Source organism: Lentzea albidocapillata (assembly GCF_000719115.1).
Taxonomy (GTDB): Bacteria; Actinomycetota; Actinomycetes; order Mycobacteriales; family Pseudonocardiaceae; genus Lentzea; species Lentzea albidocapillata.
The window spans coordinates 47,973-69,944 of the sequence record NZ_JOEA01000015.1 but is presented as its reverse complement, the minus strand read 5'-3'; the positions used below and the strand labels follow the sequence as shown (position 1 = coordinate 69,944).

Here is a 21,972-nt window from a genome sequence, read left to right as displayed (position 1 = left end):
GATGAGCTCCACCATCGGCACCTGGCAAATGTTGGAGTCATGTTCTTGAGCGTTGCCTGGCTGAGGCACCTGTGCTTTTCACCGGGAGAGACCACGCAGGATCCGGATGAGCTCCACCGTCGGCACCTGACACAGCTGCGCCATGTTTTCCAGTGCGGGCAGGTCGAGGTGCACGTCGGGCGTGGCACCTGACGGCAGCGCGTGCAGCCGTCCGGCCGCCCACCGTTTGAGCGGCAGGATCCGGGGGTTGTCGGTCGCGGCGATCCCGGTGAGGCTCAGCGTCAGATGCCCGGCGGGGGTGTCGCCGAAGAAGCGTTCGTGCACGCGGGCGAGGACTTCGTGTGCCGGAACGTCGAGGGCGTGACAGATCTCCACGAGACGCACGACGGAGCACTGCCGGGTGCCGAGCTCGTAGGTCGCCAGCGTCTGCAGCGAGATCTCGGTCTGCAGCCGCTTGTTCAGTTCCTTGCGGGTCCATCCGCGCTGCTTGCGAAGGCTGCGGATCTCATCACCGAGCACGCGCTGGTACGCCACTGTGTCGATTTGGCCGTTCGCAGTCTGCACCCTGGTCCTCCACCCCGTGAGCGGGTCTCACGGTGATGGAAGGCGCCAGTGCTTCGCCGCTTACGCAACTTGCTAGGAGAACCCCCCGAATGGGGGATACATATCTACTCTGGGTATCAGTTTACGCAGCGCACACCGTCTGCGGAGATGGGCGGAGGGGCCGCGGGGTCAGCCGGTTGCTGACGCGCACCGTCCAGGGCGAGTACTCCGGAACCGGTGAAACCCCGCGCGCCGGGACCCGCGTAGTCCGATCCGAGGAAGACGCGGACGGCGCCGGCCGGCACGTTCACGTCCTCTTCGACCTTCAGGCCGCCGAGCGTCTCCTGGACCGCGTTCGCGCCAGCCTCGCCACCCTTGCCGTAGCGGACGACCGACTTCGACATGGCGTCGGCGTTGCCGGTCTGGCCGCCCGTGAAGCCCTTCGCGACGAGCGACTGGAGCACCTGGCCCGCGAGACCGGCCTGGCCGGAGGCGTTGCGGACGTCGACGGTCACCGAGGCCTTGTCGAACTTCGGGTCCGCCGGGTTCGACGACGCCGGGCCCTTGCCGAGGTTCTTGACGAACGTCCGCACCTCGGACTCGACCACCTCGACCGCCGAGCCGTCCTCCGGCGTCTGCAGGTCGGGGTTGCCCGTCGGGATCGTCTGGAACGTCATGTTGCCGCCCGTCATGTCCTTCATCTGCAGGGCGAACTTGGTGATGTCCCAGCCGTCGTCGAGCACGATCGCGCCGCTGACGGCCTTGATCATGTCGTTGCGCTTGGTGCTGTCGGCGAGCACGCCCGCCGACAGCATCTTCTTGGCGAGGCCCGCCATGAAGACCTGCTGGCGCACGACACGGTCGAGGTCGCCCATCGGCAGGCCGTGGCGCTGGCGGACGAACGCGAGCGCGTTCTTGCCCTCGATGGTCTGCTGGCCCGCGGGGAAGTTCGCGCCGGAGAAGCTGTCGCGCACCTTGGTGTTGAGGCAGACGTCGATGCCGCCGATGGCCTTGGTGATGTCGTAGAAGCCGACCAGGTTGACCTCGGCGTAGTGGTCGATCGTCGCGCCGGTCAGGGTCTGGATGGTCTCGATGAGGTTGTTCGCGCCCGCCTTGCGCGACTCCATCTCGACCTCGGGCGCGGGCTTGCCGCTGCCCTGGAGCTTCTCGGCGGCCTTGTTCTTGGCGAAACCGTAGGCGGAGTTGATCTTGTGTCGCCCGAATCCGCCCGCGATCTTCACGTAGGAGTCGCGCGGGAACGACACGGCGTAGGCCTTGCCGCTGTCGTTCGGGATGTGCAGCAGGATCAGCGTGTCGGTGTTGAAGCCGCCGTCGTCGGCGCCGCCCGCCTGCAGTTCGTTGAGGATGTGCGGCGGCAGCGGGTTGCCCTTGGAGTCGGTGCGGCTGTCCATGCCGACCAGCAGGATGTCGATCGCGCCGTCGGCGGGCTTCTCACCCGCGTCGGCCAGGTTCAGGTCCTGCTTGGTCAGGCCGTCCGTCAGCGCCGTCAGGTTCTGCCACGCGATGCCGGTGACCAGCAGGACCGTCGCCGACAGCATGCTGATGAAGATCTTGGCGCCGGTGGACGCGCCGCGCTCGGCCTTGCTCGGCCGGCGGGCCGGTGCGGGCCTGGGCCTCGGCCGGGACGCGGATGCGGCCGCCTTCGCGGGCGTGGTGCGGACCGTGGGACGGTCGATGACCGGACGCGGGCGCGGGGCGGACGACGTGGCTCGGCCGGGTGCGCGGCGCGGTGGTTCGCTGCGGTTCGCCGACTCCCTGCGCGGGGTCTCGCGGCGCGGCGGTTCGGCGCGGCTCGCCGGCTCACGACGCGGCGGTTCGGCGCGCTTCGGAGGCTCCCGGCGTGGGGGTTCGGCACCGCCGGGCTGCCTGCGTGGAGGCTCGGCCGCACGTGGTGGCACCTGCGGGCGGCGGGGCTGGCCCGTCTGGGGGCGCGGGGTGGCGGAAGGTCGCCTGGGATTCCCGTTCGGGTCTCCCGGCCGCGGCGGCCGGTTGTCCACACCCACTCCTTTCAGCACATTCGGGTACACCAAGTAGACGTGCGGGGCCGCCACTCGGTTGTGCACAGGGTGACACAGTGGCGAAGACCACCCGATCGAGGCCCCTTGACCAGCGGTTTTATCTGTTTCGTAGACTCGTCGCCGTGTTGACGATGCAGGACGCGCTGCTCGCGCTGACCAAGTACTGGACCGACCGAGGCTGCATCGTGGTGCAGCCGTTCAACACCGAGGTCGGGGCGGGAACGCTGAACCCGGCCACCGTGCTGCGCGTGCTGGGCCCCGAGCCGTGGCGCGTCGCCTACGTGGAGCCGTCCGTGCGGCCCGACGACGCCCGCTACGGCGAGAACCCGAACCGGCTGCAGACGCACACCCAGTTCCAGGTGATCCTCAAGCCCGACCCGGGCGACCCGCAGGAGCTCTACCTCGGTTCGCTGGAGGCGCTGGGCATCGACGTGCGCGGGCACGACGTCCGGTTCGTGGAGGACAACTGGGCCTCGCCCGCCCTGGGTGCCTGGGGCCTCGGCTGGGAGGTCTGGCTCGACGGCCTCGAGATCACCCAGTTCACCTACTTCCAGCAGGCCGGCGGCATGACGCTGGACCCGGTGTCGGTGGAGATCACCTACGGCATCGAGCGGATCATGATGGCGCTGCAGGGCGTCGACCACTTCAAGAAGATCGCCTACGCGCCCGGCATCTCCTACGGCGAGGCGTTCGGCCAGGCCGAGTTCGAGATGTCGCGCTACTACCTCGACGACGCGGACGTGGAGGCGAACAAGCGCCTCTTCGAGGAGTTCGCGGCCGAGGCCCGGCGCATGCTCGACGCCCGCCTGCCCGTTCCGGCGCACAGCTTCGTGCTGAAGTGCTCGCACATCTTCAACGTGCTGGACGCGCGGGGCTCGATCTCCACGACCGAGCGCGCCCGTGCGTTCGGCCGGATGCGCGGACTGGCCCGTGAGGTCGCCGCGCTGTGGGCCGAGCGCCGGTCCGAGCTCGGGCACCCTCTCGGTGTGGCCGAGCTCCCGGCCGCCGTCGAGAAGCCCTCGTCCTTCGCGGACGTCGTCGCGCCGGCCACGCTGCTGTTCGAGATCGGCACCGAGGAACTGCCGCCGCACGAGGTGATCCGGACCGTCGACGCGGTGCGCGCCGCGGTGACCTCGAAGCTGGCAGCGACCCGGTTGTCCTGCGGCGAGGTGACCGTGCACGGCACGCCGCGCCGGATCGTCGTGCTGGTGCCCGCGGTCTCCCCGCGTGAGCCGGACGCCGAACGCACTGTGCGCGGTCCTCGCGTTTCCGCTGCCTTCGACGGCGACGGCAACCCGACGAAGGCCGTGCAGGGCTTCGCGCGCGGCCAGGGCGTCGAGGTGTCGGCTCTGGGGCGGGTGGCCGAGAACGGCGTCGAGTTCGTGGCGCTGACCAAGTCCGATGCCGGCCGTGGCGCCGTCGAGGTGCTCAGCGGGCTGCTGGCCGAGGTCGTGTCGGACCTGCGGGCCGAGAAGAACATGAAGTGGAACGACCCGAAGCTGTCGTTCACCAGGCCGATCCGCTGGCTGCTCGCGTTGCTGGGGCAGACCCCGGTGCCGGTCGCGGTGTCGTCGCTCGCCTCGGGTACCTCGACGCGCGTGCACCGGACGGCCGACGCACCGGTCGTCGAAGTGTCCAAAGCGGACGGTTACCTGGAGTTCCTGCAGTCGCACGGAATTCAGGCCGACTCGTCGGTGCGTTCCGCCTCGATCGTCGCCGCCGCGCAGGAGCTGGCGGCGTCGGTCGGCGGTGTCGTCGAGGTCGACGGCCTGCTGGACGAGGTGACGAACCTCGTCGAGTGGCCGACGCCGATCCTCGGCTCGTTCGAGGAGCGGTACCTGGAACTGCCGGGGCAGATCCTCACCACCGTGATGCGCAAGCACCAGCGTTACCTGCCGGTGCGGTCGGCCGACGGGACCCTGCTGCCGCACTTCGTGGCCGTGGCGAACGGTGCCGTGGACGCGGACCTGGTGCGGGCGGGCAACGAGGCCGTGCTGCGTGCGCGCTACGAGGACGCGGCGTTCTTCTGGCGGGCGGACCTCAAGACGCCGCTGGACGAGATGAAGTCCGGTCTCGCGAAGCTGACGTTCGCGGACAAGCTCGGCTCGATGGCCGACCGTGCCGCGCGGATCGCTTCGCTCGCGGGCCGGTTCGCTTCTGTCGTCGACGTCGACCGTGAGACGTTGGACCGCGCGGGTGCGCTGGCCAAGTTCGACCTCGGCTCGCAGATGGTGATCGAGCTGTCGTCGCTGGCCGGCGTGATGGCGCGCGAGTACGCGGCACGCGCAGGCGAGACGTCCGAGGTCGCTCTGGCGTTGTGGGAGATGGAACTCCCGCGCTCGGCCGGCGACGCACTGCCGTCCTCGGTGCCGGGCGCGTTGCTGTCGCTGGCAGACCGTTTCGACCTGCTGGCGGGCCTGTTCGGCATCGGCGCGCAGCCGACCGGTTCGTCCGACCCGTTCGGCCTGCGCCGCGCGGCTCTCGGCGCGGTGACCGTGCTGCGGGCGTTCCCGGACCTGCGCGCGATCACGCTGCCGGTGGCGCTTTCCCTTGCCGCTGAAGGACTCGAGGTTTCCGCGGAGGCTCTGGAGACCGCACGCGAGTTCGCGGTGCGCCGGTACGAGCAGGCGTTGCTCGACGGCGGGCACGAGCACCGGTTCGTGCAGGCGGTGCTCCCGCTGGCCGACTCACCGGTGCTGGCCGACGAGACGCTGACCCAGCTGGAGTCGTTGGCGGGCAACGAGTCCTTCGACGCGCTGGCTGCGGCGTTGCAGCGGGTGCGGCGGATCGTGCCCGCGGCTGTCGAGGGCTCGTACGACGCCTCGGTGTTGTCGGAGCCCGCCGAGGTGGCGCTGCACAAGGCGTTCGACGGGGTGTCGCGGGATGTCGTCGGGCTGGCGGCGTTCTTCAGTGCCGCTGAAGGGCTGACCGCGCCGATCAACACGTTCTTCGACGAGGTGCTCGTGATGGCCGAGGACGAGAAGGTGAAGGCCGCACGGCTTGGGCTGCTGGCTTCGATCCGGGACTTCGCGGCTCCGGTGCTGGACTGGACCCAGCTGTAGGACGAACGGGCGTCTGCAAGTACCGCCGGCCTGTTGGCCGGTAGTACTTGCAGACGCCGTTTCGGTCAGCCGGTCTCAGCCGCGCACTTGAGGTCGTGTGCCGGACGCTGCCCGCCGAGCAGGTACTCGGTCACCTTGTCGTTGGCGCACTTGTTCCTGCCGATCAGGTAGGCGCCGTGCCCGCCCTGGTCGACGGTGATCATCGCGGCCCGGTCACCGAACGCGCGCCGCGTCGAGTGGGCGCCGGCGAGTGGCGTGGCGGGGTCGCGCTCGTTCTGCACCATGAGGATGTTGCGCGGTCCGCGGTCGGACAGCCGCACCTGCTTCTCCACCGGCTTCGGCCAGAACGCGCACGGCTGGATGTTCGCGGCGGCCGCGCCGAACATCGGGTAGCGGATGCGGTCCACGGCGACGTTGCGCTCGTAGGCGCGGACCGTCGAAGGCCATTCCGAGTCGCCGCAGATCACGTTCAGGCGGCCCGCGAGCAGGGCCTGGATGCGCGGGACCTCCGGGAACTCCTGCGGCGGCTGCGGCTGGCCGGTGTCGAACGCCTTCCAGGAGGCGGCGAGCTTCGCGAACGACTCGTCAGTCGTGCTGTACAGGCCCGCGAACGTGCCCATGCGGAACATCTGGCCGTTGATGCCCTCGACAGACGGCTTCTCGTCCAGTCGTGCGGCCAGGTCGAAGTACTTGGCGCGCACCTGTTGCGGCGTGGCGCCCAGGCCGTACTCGGGGTGCGCCGCCGCCCACTTCGCGAAGTCCGGGAACGTGTCCTCCACGCCACGGGCCATCAGCCGCCCGCCCTCGACGTCCCAGCCGCTCGCGGGGAGGCTGCTGTCGATCACGACGCGGTCGCTGGTCTTCGGGAACAGCGTGGCGTAGACCGAACCCAGGTAGGTGCCGTACGAGTAACCGAGGAACGAAGCCTTCTTCTCACCCAGTGCGGCGCGAACGCTGTCCAGGTCGTGGGCGATGTTCCTGGTCGTGTTGTAGGGCAACGTGTCCGCGGTCGACGACTTCAGGCACTGCTCTGCGATCTTCTTCGTCTCGTCGGCGCGCTTGCGCACGTCAGACGGCTTCACGGCGTACGGCGGCACGCTGCCCGCGGCCATCTGTTCTTCCGTGAGGTCGCACGTCGTCGGCGAGCTGTAACCGAGGCCGCGCGGATCCATGCCGATGATGTCGTACGCGTCCAGCACGCTCTGCGGCATTCCCAGTGCCTTCAGGATGAACGGGAACGTCAGGCCCTCGCTCGGCCCGCCGGGGTTGGTCAGCAGGATGCCCTTGCGCTTCTCAGGGCTCTTGCTGGCCAGCCGGGTGATCATGACCTCGGTCTGGCGGCCCTGCGGCTCGCGGTAGTCGAGCGGCACCTGGAGCTTTCCGCACTCCAGTCCGGGAAGCGCCACGTCAGCGGGACACGCGACCCACTGCACCTGCTTCACGGGAGGTGCGGCGGACGACACCCCCGGTACCGCCACCAGCGCTGCGGCGGCGGTCACGACCGCAGCCAGAGACAACGATTTTCGCATTAGCAAATCCTCCCCGACGACGCGCCCCCTCGGCGCGCCGAAACCAATGGAATGTCAGCCGCTCATGCGGACGAGAACGTCCAGCTGGGCCTTGTTGTAGAGCTCGACCATGACCTTGATGACCGTCCGCTTCGCGTGCTCCACACCGCGCGGTGCGTCGCTGTACAGACCAGCCGCGTCCGGGAACGCGGCACGCATCTCGGCCATGTACGGCATCGCGCGCATGCGTTCGGCCAGGCTCTGCCGAGTCTGCTCGTCGGCGTCCTCCGGCAGCGTGTCGAACTCGACGACCGCCGGATCCTTCGAGTAGCCCTTCAGCGTCTCGGCGTACCTGGTCAGCGTCTCCGGCGAGAGCAGCTGCGCCAGCACGACGGTGAACGAACGGTCCTGCGGTGACAGGTTCGCCTCCGAGATCATCGCCGCGACGTCGGCCGGCAGGTCGGTCGGCGCCTCCTGGCGCAGGATCACCGCCAGTTCGGCCCGGATCCGTTGCAGCCGTTCGATCGTCGCGGCCAGTTCGGCGTCGAGTTCACGCAACGCCTCACCGGGATGTTCGTCCCCGTCACCGAGGTCCGCGATCTGCGTGAGCGACAGGCCGAGATCGGTGAGACGCTTGATCCTCATCACCCGCACGAGATGGGGCACGCCGTAGCTCTTGTAGCCGTTGGCGCGGCGTTCCGGCTCGGCGAGCAGGCCCACGTCGTGGTAGTGCCGGATCGTGCGCAACGTCGTGCCGGCGAGATCGGCCAGCTGGCTGGTGCTCCACCCCACGACGTTTCCCTCCGTTCGGCCCTGACCCGACTCAGTTGAAACCATGCCGCTACGGCACGGTCAAGGCAGGGCGGATCTTTCAGACGAAGGTGGCGGGGAGAGTCCACTTTCGTCGCACGCAAAAGGCCCCGGTCAAGCCGACCGGGGCCTTTTGTCGTCCTACAAGGACTTACAGGAACTGACCACCGCGGGTGACAGCACCGTAGGCGTCCACGATGCCGTGACCGTAGAAGCCGTTGAACTTCGCGTCACCTTCACAGGTGGCGTCGAACTCCGGCGAGCGGCCCACGTTGACGTACGACACGGTGCGCGGGTTCGGGCAGGCGCGCTGCGTCGCGGTCTTGTAGAGCACCTTCTCGACCTTGTCGGGCGAGAGGGTCAGGCCGGGGTTCTTCTTGTCCTTCTTGCCGTACTGGCTGACGATCAGCGCGGCGACACCAGCGGCGTGCGGGGCGGCCATCGAGGTGCCCTGCAGGTACTGGTAGTAGCCGACCTTGTCGCCCTGCACGGCCTTCTTCACACCCGCGGCCAGACCGGCCTCGGTGATGTTGCCGGCCTCGTCGATCGCGCCTTCGGCGAGAGCGACGTTGCGCGGGTAGGTCGACAGGATCAGGTTCTCGTTGGTGCGGTACCACGGCGTGCCGAGGCCGTCGCGGAAGTAACCACCGGGAGCCGAGAGCGCCGTCTGCTCAACGCCGTAGTTCGAGTAGTCGGCCTTGTTCGTCGACGGGCCGAGAGACGACACCGAGATGACGTGGTTGCCCTCGGTCGGGAGGTTCAGGCACGTCGCGTTGTCGACCGGACGCGGGCGGTTGTGGCCCGGCGGGTAGTTCGGGCTCACGGTGTCCTGGCGCGGCTTGCCCAGGTCCTCGTGATTGTTGCCACCGGCACCGATCAGCGTGACGCCCTTGCGGTGCGCGTAGTTCAACGCGCGCTGCACGGTCGCGATGATCGTGCGCTGCTCCAGCTGCTCCTCGACCGAGGCCGTGGGGTCGTTGGCGCAGTTCATGTACCAGGGGTCGACGTAGAACGACATGTTGATGACGTCCAGGCCGATGTCGGCGCCGTAGGTGATGGCGTCGACGACGGGCTGCAGGAAGAACGAGCCCGCGTCCTGGCCGCCGCGGATGTTGACCAGCGACACACCCGGTGCGACACCGGAGATGCCGAAACCGTTGGCAGCGGCGCCGATGGTGCCGGCGACGTGCGTGCCGTGGCCGCCGTCGTCCCAGTTCGCCGGGTCGACACAACCGCGGAACTCACACGGGCCGTCGAAGACGCCACCGTCGGAGTCGTTGGGGATGTCGACCGTGAAGTTGCGCGACAGTTCGTTGTTGAAGTTCGGCGCGATGTCCGGGTGGGAACCGTCCACACCGGTGTCGAGAACACCGACGTACACGCGCTTGTCGCCGGCCTGCTTGGCCCGCGCGATGTTGGAACGAACGAGGTTCAGGCCCCACAGGTCCCCGTCGAGCGGGTCCATGCCGGCCGTCGTTCCCTGCTGGGCGGGAGCCTTGTTCGGCTTCTCGCCCTTGTTCTCCTTCTCGACGTTGTCCCGCTTGACCTTCTCGGCCTTCGCCGCGGGTGCGTGCCCGATCGGCTTGGTCCGAGCGGCACCGACGATCGCGCTCGAAGCGGAAACCTTCTCCGCGAAGCCGTTCGCGGGCGCCTTGACCGTCAGCAGGCCGACGGCGTCGTTGCTCCGCACGACCTCGCCGCCCGCCGCTTCCACGGCGTCGATCGCGAAGTCGCGGTTTCCGGGTTCTTCCAGAAGGACGGTGTACTCCGTGGTCGGCCCTGTGGTGGCCGGCGCGGCCCCCGCCGCCGAAGTGCCCGCTGCGATCAGCGACACCGTTGCCGCCACCGCCATCACGGTTCTGCGCGTTCTCACCTAGCTGTCTCCTCACACCCGGTCAGGGCTGGATCCAACAACACAGCGCGGCCCCCGATCGCCGCCCAAGTTGGACACACTGACACGAAAATTCGCTGCGCATCAGCGCCTTTCGTACGGAATCGAACTGTAGCCGATCGGAAGCGGAGCGTGATGTTATAAGAAGAAATCTTGACTTAACAAGATTCAAGGGATGAACTTCGCGATTATGCGAAGACGGGTAATGGCATCGTCGGCGTGCCTGCTCTTTCTCCTCTCCGCCTGTGGTGACGCAGGTCAGGGGTCTCCGACGCTGCCTACGCGTGGCCCCAAACCAATCGTCGGGGTAATCCTTCCCGACCGAACGACATCCACGCGTTGGGAAGAGCAGGATCGTCCTCTGCTCACACAGGCGTTCAACTACGCGGACATCGAACCGTTCATGGAGAACGCCGAGGGCGACGAGGCGAAGTTCGCGCAGATCGCCGACGAGATGATCCGCCGCAAGGTGAAGGTCCTGATGATCACGCCGTTGTCGGCGGCCGGCGGTCTCGCGGTCCACAAGAAGGCGAAGGCCGCGAACATCCCGGTCATCGACTACGACCGGGTCACGCTCGGCGGCACGGCGGAGTACCACGTGGGCTTCGACAGCGTGAACGTCGGCCAGTTGCAGGCGGACGGCCTGCTGGCCTGCCTCGGCGACAAGCCGGGCGGCCAGATCATCGAGATCCAGGGCGCTCCGACCGACCACAACGCGACCCTCTTCACCCAGGGCCAGAAGTCGCGGCTGTCCTCGAAGTACGACAGCGGCGCGCTCAGGCTCGTGAAGTCGCAGCCGGTCGCCGACTGGAACAACGACCTCGGCGGTCAGCTGTTCGAGCAGATCCTGAACGAGAACGGCGGCAAGGTCGACGGCGTGGTCGCGGCCAACGACGGCCTGGCCGGCGCGGTCATCGCCGTGCTCAAGAAGAAGAACCTGCGGGTCCCGGTCACCGGTCAGGACGCCACTGTGGACGGTCTGCGGGCCGTGCTGGGCGGCGACCAGTGCGTCACCGTCTACAAGCCGGTGCGCGACGAGGCCGAGGCCGCCGCCAGGCTGGCGATCGCCATCGCCCGCGGGGACCTGGAGGGTGCCGATGACCTCGCCACCGGCAACCTGCGGGATCCCGTTTCGCGACGCGACATCAAGTCGGTGCTGCTCGGCGCGACGCTGATCAAGAAGGACTCCGTCCGGACGCTGGTCACGGAGGGCATTGTCAAGCCGGCGGAGTTGTGCGCCGGCGGGCTCGCCCAGGTCTGCGCCCAGCAGGACATCGTCGGAGGCTAGGGCCTGTATCGAAGTCTGATCCGCGATAGCCGGGCCCGAGGCCGCCAGGAACCACCTCAAGCGCGACTCTCATCGAACCAGACTTCGATACAGGCCTAGTGCCGCGACCGGCGCCAGAGACCCGTCACGGCCTGTCTTGATCAGGCAGGTCGTGACGTCCCGAGATGAACTCCTGAACGGCGATCTTCGCCTTGATGATCGGCTGCCGGATCCTGGCCTCCCGGCGGTACGCGCGGGCCAGCTTGCGCGAGCCCTCCGGATAGCGCCAGCGCGCCCACGGTGACCCCGGCCGGGCCAGCCGCACCGCGCCCACCGCGGGCACCACCGGCACGAGCAGGCCGAGCAGGCCGGTCCAGATCTTGCCCTTGAGCAGCGCCACGATCGCGAAGCACAGGTTCACCGAGATGATGATCAGCCGGAGCGTGAACGTGGACGCCGGCGTCGTCTCGGGGTTGAGCTGCAGCACCTCGTCGTAGCCGAACGGGCGTGCGCCGAGCAGGAACGTCCCGGTGAGGCCGACGGCGAGGAACACCGCGTCCACGGACAGCCGGCCCGCCTTCATCCAGTACACGTCCCTCAGGTGCAGGATCAGCGCGAACTCGTCCAGCACCAGCGCCGCACCGACCCCGAGACCGGCCGCCGCGGCCAGCCTGGCGCCGTGCAGGTCGTCGGGGATGACAAGGCCCGCGACGCTGGACAGGAGCAGCAGCACGGTGCCGAACACGACGTGATGCACGTGCGTGTTGCCGTGCACGATGTTTCCCGGCCACCAGCGGACCTTCGCCCTGATCATGCGCACGCTGATGCGGATGAACACGAATGTGGTCACCAAACCGATGAAGAAGAAGAGCAGTCGTTCGCTGCCGGTCAAGCCGCGGCCCCCTGGGTCAACGACCTTCCAGGTTACCGGCCTTCGGGCATGTTCATGTTCTTCACGGTGCCGATCTGGAACACGGTGCCGTGGACGTCCCCGACCAGCTTGTTGGAGATCGTCGTACGGCCCTTGTCGCGGCCCTTCGGGGCGGCTTCGGCCGGTGTGTCGCGCAGGTGTTCTCCGGCCAGTGCGGCGAGTCCGCCGGCGATCTGGGGTGCGACGGTGACCTTGATCGACATCGCCGTCAGCTCCGACACGAGCACCTCCGCGAACTCACCTGGCATCTCACGGTAGCAGCGAAATCGATGGCTCGACTGAGGGCGGGGACCCGTGGTTGACTGTCTTCGGTCGTACGTTTCGTGTTCGTGGATCACCCCGCTCGCGGAACGAGGTTGCGAGTGAGCGGGTTCTCCAGGTTCCGGAGAAGACGCCGCTGTGACTTGACCCGGTGGTCGCGAGCGCGATCCGGCACCTGTTAGAGGAGAAGTAGCAAGATGGCAGTACAGGGCACCGTCAAGTGGTTCAACGCGGAGAAGGGCTTCGGCTTCATCTCCCCCGACAACGGTGGCGCCGACGTGTTCGTGCACTACTCGGAGATCCAGGGGAACGGCTACAAGTCCCTCGACGAGAACCAGCGGGTCGAGTTCGAGATCGGTCAGGGCCAGAAGGGCCCGCAGGCCCAGGGCGTTCGCGCCGTCTGAGTCTGACCAGTCAGCTCTAGATTCAAGACAAGCCGCCTGTCCACTATCGGACAAGCGGCTTTGTCGTATCTTGTGCCCGATTCATCGCGCTCAGTAGCGTCGCGGCATGGGGAGACTGTTCGTAGTTGCTCTGTTGCTCTTCGTGGCCGGGTGTTCCGGCGGCTCGGATGCGGTGCCCGGCGGTGGCAAGATCGACGCCCTGCTGGCCAAGGCGCCCGTTTACACAGGTCAGGTGACGCCTGGCTCGGCCGTAGACCGCATCAGGAAGCGCGGCGAGCTGCTGATCGGCGGCTCCCAGGACGCCCCGCTGCTGTCCCAGCTCGACCCGATCAGCGGCGAGCTCACCGGCTTCGACGCCTACCTGGGCAAGCTGCTCGCGCACTACATCGTCGGCAAGCCCTCGACGGAGCTGCTCTCCGCGACGTCGGAGACGCGCGAACCGTTGCTGGCCAACGGTACCGTCGACGTGATCATCCAGACCTACACGATCACGCCCGCGCGCGAGGAGCGCGTGTCGTTCGCCGGCCCGTACTACCGGTCGGGGCAGTCGATCGCGGTGCGCAGGGGCACGTCCGGCATCTCCGGACCCGCTGATCTGGCTGGTAGGACCGTCATCGTCGGCGCGAACACCCCTGGGGTGAAGGCCGTCCAGGACGTGGCGCCCACCGCGAAGATCGTCGAGTTCGGCTCCGATCCCGAGTGCCTGACGGCGTTGAAGCAGGGCCGCGGCGAGGCTTACGTGCAGGACCAGGCGATCCTGGTCGCCGGCGCGTCCAAGGACAGCGAACTGCAGCTCGTCGGTGAGCCGTTCACCGAGGATCCGTACGGCATCGGCATCAAGCATGGGGACGCCGAGTTCACGAAGTTCGTGGACGACTGGCTGCGTGAGCTCGGCAGGTCGGGGCTGTGGCAGGAGGTCTGGAAGCAGACGATCGGCACCGTGGTCACCGGCGACGCGCCGGCGCCACCCGCGATCGCCTCATGAGCCTGGTCCTCGAAGGCTTTCTGAACACCGTCGCCCTGACCCTGCTGTCGTTCGCCGGCGCGTTGCTCGCCGGGCTGCTGGTCGCTGTCATGAGGATCGTGCCGGTACCGCTGTTGCGAGGGGCCGGCGCGGTCTACGTCGAGGTGTGGCGGAACGTCCCGCTGCTCGCCTGGCTGGTGCTGTTCGTGTTCGGGTTGCCGGAGGTGGGCGTGACGATGCCGTTGTTCTGGACGGCTTTCACGGCGATCGCGCTGTACGAGGCGGCTTTCGTGGCGGAGGCGCTGCGGTCGGGCGTGAACTCGGTGGCGTCCGGTCAGGGCGAGGCCGCGCGGGCGCTGGGGCTGTCGCTGCGGCAGTCGTTGCGGCACGTGATCCTGCCGCAGGCCCTGAAGAACGTCGTGCAGCCGTTGGCGAACATCGCGATCGCGTTGACGATGGCGACCGCACTCGCCGGTGTGGTCGGAGTAGTGGACATGACCCGTGCGGCGCAACGGATCAACCTGGAGCTCGCGCAGCCGTTGCTGGTGTTCACCGGCGTCGGACTCTGTTATCTGGTGATGGCCGCCGGGATCGGGTTCGGGGCACGCGTGCTGGAACGGCGGCTGGCCTGATGTTCGACGCTCCTGGCCCCCGGTTCCGCCGCCGGGTCTTCTGGGTCTCCGTGGTGTCCGGGCTGGTGCTCCTCGGGCTAGTCGCGCTGGGGTTGCGCCAGTTCGCGGCCGGTGGGCAGCTGGAGCCGGTTCGGTGGAGGCCGTATCTGACCTGGCCGGTGTGGCGTTATCTGCTTGAAGGCCTGTGGTCGACGGTGGTGGCGGCGTGTGCGACGGGTGTGCTGGCGATGGCGGGCGGGTTGCTGCTCGCGTTGCGGCCCAACCGGTTCACTCGCGCCTATGCCGAGGTCATGCGCACGGTTCCGGTGCTGCTGCTCGTGTACGTGATGCTGTTCGTGCTGCCGTCGTTCGGGGTGAACCTGCCGCTGTTCTGGAAGCTCGTGGTGCCGCTCGCGTTGTCGCACGCGGCGTCCTACGCGGTGATCTTCCGGGCGGGCGTCTCGGCGGTCGATCCCGGCCAGCGCGAGGCGGGGTTGTCGCTGGGCATGCCGGACGGTGTGGTGACGCGGTTCGTGGTGCTGCCACAGGCCGTGCGGCACATGACGCCGTTGCTCGTGACCCAGGCCGTCAGTCTGTTGAAGGACACCTCGCTGGGTTATGTCGTTTCCTACACGGAGTTGTTGTTCAACGGGCGGGTGCTCGCGAACTACAACGGTCTGCTGATCCAGACCTTCATCGTCGTCGCGTTCGTCTACCTCGTGGTCAACCTGGCGCTGTCCAGGCTGGCCCACCGGCTGGAGGCTGCTCGTGCCCGCACTGCTCGCTGAGGTGACCCGGTCGGGGTTCGTGGAGAGCCTGCACCACGGCAGCGTCGTCGGCCTGCTGCCGTCCGGAGCCGTGGGCGTTTCCGTCGGCCCGGTGGAGGACCCGGTGCTGCCGCGGTCGTGCATGAAGCCGTTCCAGGCGCTCGCGTGCCTGTCCGCCGGCGCGCCCTTGGCCGGGCCCGCGCTGGCGATCGCGGCGGGGTCGCACACGGGGGAGAACCGGCACGTCGAGCTGGTGATGGAGCTGCTCGGCGGGTTGCCGGTCGGGTTGCTGCGCTGCCCGCCGTCCTGGCCCGAGGACGAGGAGACGCGCCAACGGGTGTCGGAACCTTCCCGGGTGCGGATGAACTGTTCGGGCAAGCACGCGGCGATGCTCGCGGCGTGCGTGGCGGCGCGGTGGCCGACGCAGACCTATCTGGAGCCTTCGCATCCGTTGCAGCGGCTGGTGATGCGGACGGTGGAGGAGTTGTCCGGAGAGTCCGTTGTGCACACGGCGATCGACGGCTGTGGCGCGCCCGTGTACGGGTTGTCGTTGCACGGCTTGGCGCGGGCGATGCAGGGGCTGGTGCGCACGCCTGTCGCCGATGCCATGCGCGGATTCCCCGAGTACGTCGGCGGGACCGGGCATGTGAACACCGTGGTCATGCAGCAACTGCCGGGCGTGGTGGCCAAGGGCGGTGCGGAAGGTGTGCTGGTGCTGGCGACCGCCACCGGGCACGCGGTCGCGGTGAAGGTGCTCGACGGCAATCCCCGTGCCACGACGGCGATCGGGCTCACGGCGTTGGCCGCCATGGGGTTCGACGTGTCGCCCGCGAAGGAGTCCCTGTCCGTGCCGGTGCTCGGCGGCGGGCAGGTCGTCGGAGAGGTTCGTGTCGTCTTCTAGAACTTTTCGGGGACCTTGAGCATGCCCAGCTGGGCCATGACCGTCGCCGTGTCGCCGTAGACGCGCTGGCAGACGAGGACGTCCTTGTCGAACAGGAAGAAACCGACCATCCTGACCTTGAACGACCGTCCGGTAACTTCTTCGCCGATGAGGCTTCCCAGGTGCGTGCCCTGCAGTTCGAACTCCACGATCACGGCGTCGTCGGCATGGTGGACGTCGATGACCTTGTTGCGCTGGTCGGGGAACGCCGCGCGGGTGCGTTGCCAGTAGGCGCGCACCGCGTCCACGCCATCGAGGACCTGGCCGGACGCCATGATCTCGTAGCGGGGGTGCGGAAACGTGTTCAGAGAGGTGTCGAAGTCGTGGTCGTTCTGCGACTCCATGTGTTCCAAGACGATCGCTTCACGCAGCGCTCTGAGCGCCCTGGACTCGGTCATACCGGCCGACCCTCCTACGTACGCCGTACGTCGCAGGGAAGCTACTCCACGTCGGATGGTCTCCGCCAGTGTCCTCGCCACGTGAACCGCTGACCCGCGCCCGCATCGTGGATGCGGCCGTGCGGTTGATCGAATGCGAGGGCGTCGAGGCCGTCTCGATGCGGCGTCTCGCCGCTGAGCTGGGCGCGGGCACGATGTCGCTGTACAACCACGTGCCGAACAAGGCCGTGCTGGTGGACCTCGCGGCCGAGCGGATCATGGCGGAGGCGCGGCCGTACCACGTCGACAGCGACGACTGGCGTGATCACCTCCGGGCACATGCCCGTGCCGTGCGGGAACTGGCGCGCCGGCACCCCCGCGCGTTCGTGATGCTGGCGACGCGACGTCTGAGCAGCGAGGCGGGGTTCCGGACGATCGAGGCGGCGCTGACGAACTTCGACCGCGCGGGGTTCCGGGGCAAGATCGCCGTCGGGATGATGCGGGCGATGGTGTCGTACCTGCTGGGCACGCTGATGAGGGAGGTCGCGACGTCGCCCGAGTTGGGCGGGATCGCGTTGTCGCCCTACGAGGACGTCGACGTGTCGGCGTTTCCGCTGTCCGCCGGGGTGATGGACGAGCTGGGGACCTACGACCACGATCACGAGTTCGAGTTCGGCCTCGAACTCATGATCGCGGCGTTGGAGCGCTACCAGTCCTAAGGACGCATCTCGTAGCGGCCGGAGAGCGCTTCCACCTGCTGCCAGACGGCGTCGAAGCGAGCCTGGTCGACGTGCGGCTTGCGGATCTGCGTGACGGCCCACTGCTGCTGGGCCTCGGTGCTGCTGGCCTTGCCGTGCAGGGCGGTCGCGTAGCCGGCGAAGTCGCGGACCAGGACGTCGAAGATCTGGTCGAGCACGTGCTGGTCGGTCTTCGTGATCTTCGCCTGCTCCAGGACCAGCTGGCCGTAGACGACCAGGGTGAAGAGGTGGCCGAGGTTGAGCAGGAAGTCGAGGTCCTTCTGCTGGGCCTCGTCCGGCGCCGCCGTGGTCAGCAGCGTCTTGATGGCCCGGGCCTGCTCGTGGAACAGCGCCACGTTGGGCAGGTGGGCGTGCTCGGTGTAGATCGGCTCCCAGTCGTGGAACTGGATCTTGCCGAGACCGCGTGCGGGGCCCTGGTGCCAGAAGAAGTCGTCGTCCGTCGCGTCGTGGCGCGTCGGGACCTCGTCGTAGGCCTTGGGGTTGAACAGGTAGTTCGGCATGAACTTGAGCACCAGGGCCAGGTTCACGTGCACGGTGCCTTCGAGCTTGGGCAGCGCGCGGATGTCGGCCGTGGCGCGGGTGAAGTAGGTGTCCTTCTCGAAACCCTTGGCGGCGATGACGTCCCAGAGCAGGTCGATGACGTTCTCGCCCTCGCTCGTCACCTTCATCTTGGTGATGGGGTTGAAGAGGAGGTAGCGGCGGTCGTTCTCGCCGGCGCTGCGGAAGTAGTCGACGCTGCGGTCCGCAAAGAGCTTCATCGCGGTGAGGCGCGCGTAGGCGTCGACGAAGTTCTGGCGCACGTGCGGGAAGTTCGTGACCGGGTTGCCGTAGAGGATCCGGTTGTGGGCGTGGGTGATCGCCTCGTAGAACGAGTGCTCGCAGATGCCGATGCTGGCCGTGCAGAGGTTGAACTTGCCGACGTTGACGGTGTTGAGCGCGGCGGAGAAGGCGTCGGGGCCGCGGTGCAGGATGTCGGCGTCGGTGATGGGGTAGGCGTCGAGGCGGAACTCGCTCACGAACATCTGGCTGTCGACGACGTTCTTGACGAGCTCGAAGTTCTCGTGCTGGCTGTCGACGGCGAAGAAGACGTACTCGTCGGAGTCCGCGAGCTTGCCGAAGACGCTGACCATGCCGGCGACGTTGCCGTTGCCGATGTAGTACTTGCTGCCGGTGGCCGTGTAGCCGGTCTCCGTCTTCGTGACGATCATGTCGGTGCTGTAGACGTCGGCACCGTGCTCCTTCTCGGACAGTCCGAACGCGAAGACCGCGCCACTGTCGAGGAGGGCCGCCGCCTTCTGCTTGGCCTCGGAGTTGCCGCTCATCCAGATCGGACCGAGGCCGAGGACCGTGACCTGCCAGGCGTACCAGTACTGCAGGCCGTAGAAGCCGAGCACCTCGCTGAACGCGGCGTTGCGGGCGGCGTCCCAGCGCTTGGTGCCGTCCACGCTCGCGGGCGTGCAGAACGTCGCGAAGAGCTTCTCGCGCTTCACGAAGTCGAGGAACTCGGTGTACCAGACCTTGTCCTGCGCGTCCGCGATGAGCTGCCGCTTGCCGCGGGCCTCGAACCAGTCGACGGTCGCCTTGAGCAGGCGCCGCGTCTCGTCGTCGAGGTGGGCGGGGTCGTAGTGGTTCGGGTCGAGCAGCACTGGGGCCTCCTTGCGTCTCTTCTTTCGGACGCTACCAGTGAGTAACTTGTGGGTCTACGTGGGGTTTCCCTCGTCCTCAGAAATTGTCAGACCCCCGGCGTAACGTGCTCCGCATCACACCTTCTGGCTGGGAGGCTGCGTTGCGATGACGGTGGTTGTGGCGATCGGTACGCGCAAGGGGCTGTGGCTCGCCCGCAGTGAGGATCGGGTGTCGTGGCAGGTCGACGGCCCGCACCACGCGATGCAGGAGGTGTACGCGGTCGCGTTCGACGCGCGTGCGGGCCTTCGTCTGCTGGCGGGGGTGTCCTCACCGCACTTCGGTCCGGGAGTGTCCACCTCGGACGATCTGGGTGCCACCTGGGAGGAGTCGCCCACGCCGCCGATCGCGTTCCCGGTCGACGACGCTGCCCTCGAACGCGTCTGGCAGCTCCAGCCCGGACCGGCCACGCAGCCGGGCGTGGTCTGGGCGGGCACGCAGCCGTCGGCGCTGTTCAAGTCCTCCGACGGCGGTCGCTCGTTCGAGTTCGTCGAGGGCCTCTGGAACCACCCGCACCGTCCGGAGTGGGAGGCGGGCTTCGGCGGCCAGGCCGTCCACACGATCGTGCCCGACCCGGTCGATCCCGACCGAATGCTGGTGGCGATGTCGACCGGCGGCGTCTACCGCACCGCCGACGGTGGCAAGTCCTGGGAAGCCCGCAACAAGGGCATCAAGGCGTACTTCCTTCCGGACCCGTGGCCGGAGTTCGGCCAATGCGTCCACAAGGTGGCCCAGCACCCGGCGTCGCCTTCGCGCTTCTACGCCCAGAACCACCACGGCGTCTACCGCAGCGACGACGGAGGCGACACCTGGCAGTCGATCGCCGCCGGCCTGCCCACCGACTTCGGCTTCGCCATGGTCGTCCACCCCCACGACCCGGACACGATCTTCACGTTCCCGATCGAGGCGGACGGCCGCCGCTTCCCGCCGGAAGGCAAGTGCCGCGTCTACCGCTCCCAGGACGCGGGCGTTACCTGGCAGGCCCTCGGCGAAGGCCTGCCCGACGACTTCTGGACAGCGGTGATGCGCGACGCCATGTGCACGGACGACGCCGAGGTCCCCGGCGTCTACTTCGGCTCCCGCTCGGGCGAGGTCTACGCCAGCCCGGACGCGGGCGAGACCTGGCACCGCGTGGCAGCCCACCTCCCGGACGTGACGTCGGTCCGAGCCGCGGTGATCCCGACGTGAAGGTGAAGGTCCTGATCCCCGGCGTCCTCCGCGCCGCCACCGACGGCGCCGCCCACCTGGACGTGGAAGTCCCGGACCCGGCCACCCTGGGAGCGGCCCTGGACGTCCTGGCGGACACCTACCCGCTACTCGACCGCCGCCTGCGCGACGAGCGCGCAGCCCTGCGCCGCTACGTGAACTTCTACGTCAACGGCGAGGAATGCCGCCGCCTCGGCGGCCCGGCCACCCCACTCCCGTCGGGCGCGGAGATCCAGATCCTGCCGTCGGTGGCCGGCGGCTGACGCCTGCACCTCGCCGGGGTCGCGCCGCACCGGGGATGGCGGCGCGACCCGGCGACGGCGACTGCCCGGTGGCGCGGTGGTTGCACGGCGACCGGTGCAGCCGGCAGCCGTCGTGGAGCGGTGCCTGGGATGGGGGGCGGTGCCTGGGATTGGGTGGTGCCTGGGACCGGGCGGTGATTGGGGCGGGGCGGTGATTGGGGCGGGGCGGTGACTACAGCGGGGCGGCGACTGCGGCAGGCGCGATTCAGTCCTCCGGCGACCCTGTGGGGACTGGCTGCGGATGCCACTTGCCTGCTGCCACTCCAGGTACAGCCGCCACGTTGGTCGCCGCTATCTCGCCACCGGCTTGCTGGTGCCGAAGCGGCTACCGCCGACCCGCCGGCTCGGCTGCCGCCACCGCGCTGTCCGCGCCGTTCCGGCTACCGCCGCCCACCACCCCAGCTGCTACTGCCGCCCTGCCGCCCTGCCGCCCCGCCGCCCCGCCGGCTCGGCTGCCGCCACCGCCCTTGTCCGCGTCGTTCCGGCCAACGCCACCGCCCTGCCTGCGCCGTCCGACCACCGCCGTTCACCACCTCGATCGCAGCCGCCCCTCTCCCGGCTGTCGCCGCCACACATCCGCATGCCCCAACCACCCCCGACCAAGCCCGACTCCGGCCGCGCGAGCGGTCAGACCAGCAGCAGTGACTTGCCGAGGGTCGTGCGCTCTTCGAGCGAACGGTGAGCCTTCGCGGCCTCCGCCAACGGGTACGTCGCGCCGATCACCGGCCGGAGCCGGCCCTGTGCGGTGAGGGTGAGCGCGTCCGTGAGGAGTGCGCGCACGGTCGCCGGGTCGGGCGTCCCGGCCTCCAGCGCGTTGTCGACGTGCACCTGCCGGCGGGCTGCCAGGTCCGGATCGATGTCGGCGAAGCCGTCCGAGGTGCCGTAGGTGATGAAGCGGCCGCCGTCGGCCACCGTCTCGAACACGGCCCTGCCGAGTGGGCCTCCCGCGCCGTCGAAGGCCAGGCCGACGCCGCCCGTCGCCTCGCGGACCTGGTGTTGCCAGCCGTCCAGCGAGTAGTCGACGGCCAGGTCCGCGCCCAGTTCGCGGCTCAGTGCGAGCTTGCGCTCACCGCGGGCCGCGGCGACGACTCGTGCGCCTGCGTCGCGCAGGAGTTGCACGAGCAGCGAACCCGCGCCGCCCGTCGCGGCCGCCACCAGGACCCACTCATCCTTCCTGATCTCCGCGCGCCGGGCGAGCATGAGTGCGGTGACGCCGTCGTGCACCAGGGCCGCCGCCTCGGCCGAGCCCAGGCCGTCGGGGACCGCGACGATCTCCTCGGCGGGGAAGAGCATCTGTTCCGCGTAGCCGCCCGATCCGCGGCTGATGACGTGCCGGCCCAGCCACGCCGGGTCCACGCCTTCGCCGACCGAGAGCACGTGGCCCGCGCCGCCTCCGCCCGGCACGTACGGAAGTGTCAGCGGGAAGTACTCGCCGCCCCAGCCGTTGCGCAGCAGTGTGTCGAGGAAGATCACGTCGGCGACCTCCATGCCCACCACGACCTGCCCCGGGCCTGCCACCGGCGCGGGAACCTCCTCCGCGCGGAGCACCTCGGGACCACCGAACTCGTGCACACGGACAGCACGCACCACAACCACATCCCCGCCTAGATCAACCTGGCCACGTCCCACCGTAAAAGCTCCAGCTTGG

At 68.6% G+C, this 21,972-nt stretch carries 21 protein-coding genes; 11 read left to right on the top strand and 10 right to left on the bottom strand.

Annotated features, from left to right (window positions below):
* Nucleotides 1–78: 78 nt before the first annotated feature.
* Complete coding sequence (locus IG04_RS0125275; RefSeq protein ID WP_245816488.1) at nt 79–564, bottom strand: helix-turn-helix domain-containing protein; 486 nt, start codon at nt 562–564, stop codon at nt 79–81.
* A 116-nt stretch (nt 565–680) separates the two neighbouring features.
* Nucleotides 681–2,102, bottom strand: coding sequence for an LCP family protein (locus IG04_RS0125270; protein WP_144065552.1), 1,422 nt, complete (start codon nt 2,100–2,102; stop codon nt 681–683).
* On the opposite strand from IG04_RS0125270, the gene IG04_RS0125265 reads away from it, so the two are divergent.
* Both IG04_RS0125265 and IG04_RS0125260 read left to right on the top strand, forming a co-directional pair.
* Complete coding sequence (locus tag IG04_RS0125265; RefSeq protein WP_169746010.1) at nt 2,074–2,598, top strand: hypothetical protein; 525 nt, start codon at nt 2,074–2,076, stop codon at nt 2,596–2,598. The two genes, IG04_RS0125270 and IG04_RS0125265, sit on opposite strands and share 29 nt — an antisense overlap.
* 115 nt (nt 2,599–2,713) lie before the next feature.
* A complete protein-coding gene (locus IG04_RS0125260; RefSeq protein WP_030479197.1) occupies nt 2,714–5,644 on the top strand; it encodes a glycine--tRNA ligase in 2,931 nt (976 codons plus the stop codon).
* A 65-nt stretch (nt 5,645–5,709) separates the two neighbouring features.
* Here IG04_RS0125260 and IG04_RS0125255 read toward each other — a convergent pair whose 3' ends face one another.
* The 3 genes from IG04_RS0125255 to IG04_RS0125245 form a co-directional block, all read right to left on the bottom strand.
* Nucleotides 5,710–7,173: an alpha/beta hydrolase gene (locus tag IG04_RS0125255; RefSeq protein WP_030479196.1), complete on the bottom strand. Its 1,464-nt coding sequence runs from the start codon at nt 7,171–7,173 to the stop codon at nt 5,710–5,712.
* 54 nt (nt 7,174–7,227) lie between these two features.
* Entirely contained in the window at nt 7,228–7,944 is a 717-nt protein-coding gene (locus tag IG04_RS0125250; protein WP_030479195.1) for a helix-turn-helix domain-containing protein, read from the bottom strand.
* A gap of 169 nt (nt 7,945–8,113) precedes the next feature.
* The gene (locus IG04_RS0125245) at nt 8,114–9,814 is read right to left on the bottom strand and encodes a S8 family serine peptidase (RefSeq protein ID WP_030479194.1); all 1,701 of its coding nucleotides are present in this window, start codon (nt 9,812–9,814) and stop codon (nt 8,114–8,116) included.
* Between the two features lie 229 nt (nt 9,815–10,043).
* On the opposite strand from IG04_RS0125245, the gene IG04_RS0125240 reads away from it, so the two are divergent.
* A complete protein-coding gene (locus IG04_RS0125240; RefSeq protein ID WP_030479193.1) occupies nt 10,044–11,141 on the top strand; it encodes a sugar ABC transporter substrate-binding protein in 1,098 nt (365 codons plus the stop codon).
* A 124-nt stretch (nt 11,142–11,265) separates the two neighbouring features.
* Here IG04_RS0125240 and IG04_RS0125235 read toward each other — a convergent pair whose 3' ends face one another.
* Nucleotides 11,266–11,970, bottom strand: coding sequence for a hypothetical protein (locus IG04_RS0125235; protein WP_245816486.1), 705 nt, complete (start codon nt 11,968–11,970; stop codon nt 11,266–11,268).
* A 74-nt stretch (nt 11,971–12,044) separates the two neighbouring features.
* On the bottom strand, nt 12,045–12,299 hold the full coding sequence (locus IG04_RS0125230) for a hypothetical protein (RefSeq protein WP_030479191.1): 255 nt from the start codon (nt 12,297–12,299) through the stop codon (nt 12,045–12,047).
* Nucleotides 12,300–12,509: 210 nt separating this feature from the next.
* On the opposite strand from IG04_RS0125230, the gene IG04_RS0125225 reads away from it, so the two are divergent.
* From IG04_RS0125225 to IG04_RS0125205, 5 genes are all read left to right on the top strand, one after another.
* A complete protein-coding gene (locus IG04_RS0125225) occupies nt 12,510–12,716 on the top strand; it encodes a cold-shock protein (protein WP_030479190.1) in 207 nt (68 codons plus the stop codon).
* 106 nt (nt 12,717–12,822) lie between these two features.
* Entirely contained in the window at nt 12,823–13,701 is an 879-nt protein-coding gene (locus IG04_RS0125220; RefSeq protein WP_030479189.1) for a glutamate ABC transporter substrate-binding protein, read from the top strand.
* Entirely contained in the window at nt 13,698–14,312 is a 615-nt protein-coding gene (locus IG04_RS0125215; protein ID WP_030479188.1) for an amino acid ABC transporter permease, read from the top strand. The genes IG04_RS0125220 and IG04_RS0125215 overlap by 4 nt, the downstream gene beginning before the upstream one ends.
* Nucleotides 14,312–15,079, top strand: a complete 768-nt coding sequence (locus IG04_RS0125210) for an amino acid ABC transporter permease (RefSeq protein ID WP_030479187.1) — start codon at nt 14,312–14,314, stop codon at nt 15,077–15,079. The genes IG04_RS0125215 and IG04_RS0125210 overlap by 1 nt, the downstream gene beginning before the upstream one ends.
* Nucleotides 15,060–15,959, top strand: coding sequence for an asparaginase (locus tag IG04_RS0125205; protein WP_245816484.1), 900 nt, complete (start codon nt 15,060–15,062; stop codon nt 15,957–15,959). Before IG04_RS0125210 ends, IG04_RS0125205 begins: the two co-directional genes overlap by 20 nt.
* Here IG04_RS0125205 and IG04_RS0125200 read toward each other — a convergent pair.
* Nucleotides 15,956–16,396 carry an ester cyclase gene (locus IG04_RS0125200; protein ID WP_030479185.1) on the bottom strand — a complete coding sequence of 147 codons (441 nt, stop codon included), beginning with the start codon at nt 16,394–16,396 and terminating at the stop codon, nt 15,956–15,958. The genes IG04_RS0125205 and IG04_RS0125200 overlap by 4 nt on opposite strands.
* A 68-nt stretch (nt 16,397–16,464) precedes the next feature.
* On the opposite strand from IG04_RS0125200, the gene IG04_RS0125195 reads away from it, so the two are divergent.
* On the top strand, nt 16,465–17,094 hold the full coding sequence (locus tag IG04_RS0125195; protein ID WP_051770652.1) for a TetR/AcrR family transcriptional regulator C-terminal domain-containing protein: 630 nt from the start codon (nt 16,465–16,467) through the stop codon (nt 17,092–17,094).
* Here IG04_RS0125195 and IG04_RS0125190 read toward each other — a convergent pair.
* Nucleotides 17,091–18,779, bottom strand: coding sequence for an acyl-CoA dehydrogenase family protein (locus IG04_RS0125190; protein WP_030479183.1), 1,689 nt, complete (start codon nt 18,777–18,779; stop codon nt 17,091–17,093). The genes IG04_RS0125195 and IG04_RS0125190 overlap by 4 nt on opposite strands.
* Nucleotides 18,780–18,924: 145 nt before the next feature.
* Here IG04_RS0125190 and IG04_RS0125185 point away from each other — a divergent pair, with 145 nt between their 5' ends.
* Both IG04_RS0125185 and IG04_RS0125180 read left to right on the top strand, forming a co-directional pair.
* Nucleotides 18,925–20,004 (top strand): WD40/YVTN/BNR-like repeat-containing protein, encoded by a 1,080-nt coding sequence (locus tag IG04_RS0125185; protein ID WP_030479182.1) that lies wholly within the window; start codon nt 18,925–18,927, stop codon nt 20,002–20,004.
* Nucleotides 20,001–20,285: a MoaD/ThiS family protein gene (locus tag IG04_RS0125180; protein ID WP_030479181.1), complete on the top strand. Its 285-nt coding sequence runs from the start codon at nt 20,001–20,003 to the stop codon at nt 20,283–20,285. Before IG04_RS0125185 ends, IG04_RS0125180 begins: the two co-directional genes overlap by 4 nt.
* Nucleotides 20,286–20,951: 666 nt before the next feature.
* Here IG04_RS0125180 and IG04_RS0125175 read toward each other — a convergent pair.
* Nucleotides 20,952–21,911, bottom strand: coding sequence for a zinc-binding dehydrogenase (locus IG04_RS0125175; protein WP_030479180.1), 960 nt, complete (start codon nt 21,909–21,911; stop codon nt 20,952–20,954).
* Nucleotides 21,912–21,972 lie beyond the last annotated feature (61 nt).

Bases quoted from the DNA above. Each gene is read 5' to 3' on its own strand.
- IG04_RS0125270 (WP_144065552.1), bottom strand. From the start codon at position 2,102: ATGCTGTCGGCGACGGTCCTGCTGGTCACCGGCATCGCGTGGCAGAAC.
- IG04_RS0125260 (WP_030479197.1), top strand. From the start codon at position 2,714: ATGCAGGACGCGCTGCTCGCGCTGACCAAGTACTGGACCGACCGAGGC.
- IG04_RS0125255 (WP_030479196.1), bottom strand. From the start codon at position 7,173: ATGCGAAAATCGTTGTCTCTGGCTGCGGTCGTGACCGCCGCCGCAGCG.
- IG04_RS0125245 (WP_030479194.1), bottom strand. From the start codon at position 9,814: ATGGCGGTGGCGGCAACGGTGTCGCTGATCGCAGCGGGCACTTCGGCG.
- IG04_RS0125240 (WP_030479193.1), top strand. From the start codon at position 10,044: ATGCGAAGACGGGTAATGGCATCGTCGGCGTGCCTGCTCTTTCTCCTC.
- IG04_RS0125230 (WP_030479191.1), bottom strand. From the start codon at position 12,299: ATGCCAGGTGAGTTCGCGGAGGTGCTCGTGTCGGAGCTGACGGCGATG.
- IG04_RS0125225 (WP_030479190.1), top strand. From the start codon at position 12,510: ATGGCAGTACAGGGCACCGTCAAGTGGTTCAACGCGGAGAAGGGCTTC.
- IG04_RS0125220 (WP_030479189.1), top strand. From the start codon at position 12,823: ATGGGGAGACTGTTCGTAGTTGCTCTGTTGCTCTTCGTGGCCGGGTGT.
- IG04_RS0125215 (WP_030479188.1), top strand. From the start codon at position 13,698: ATGAGCCTGGTCCTCGAAGGCTTTCTGAACACCGTCGCCCTGACCCTG.
- IG04_RS0125210 (WP_030479187.1), top strand. From the start codon at position 14,312: ATGTTCGACGCTCCTGGCCCCCGGTTCCGCCGCCGGGTCTTCTGGGTC.
- IG04_RS0125200 (WP_030479185.1), bottom strand. From the start codon at position 16,396: ATGACCGAGTCCAGGGCGCTCAGAGCGCTGCGTGAAGCGATCGTCTTG.
- IG04_RS0125185 (WP_030479182.1), top strand. From the start codon at position 18,925: ATGACGGTGGTTGTGGCGATCGGTACGCGCAAGGGGCTGTGGCTCGCC.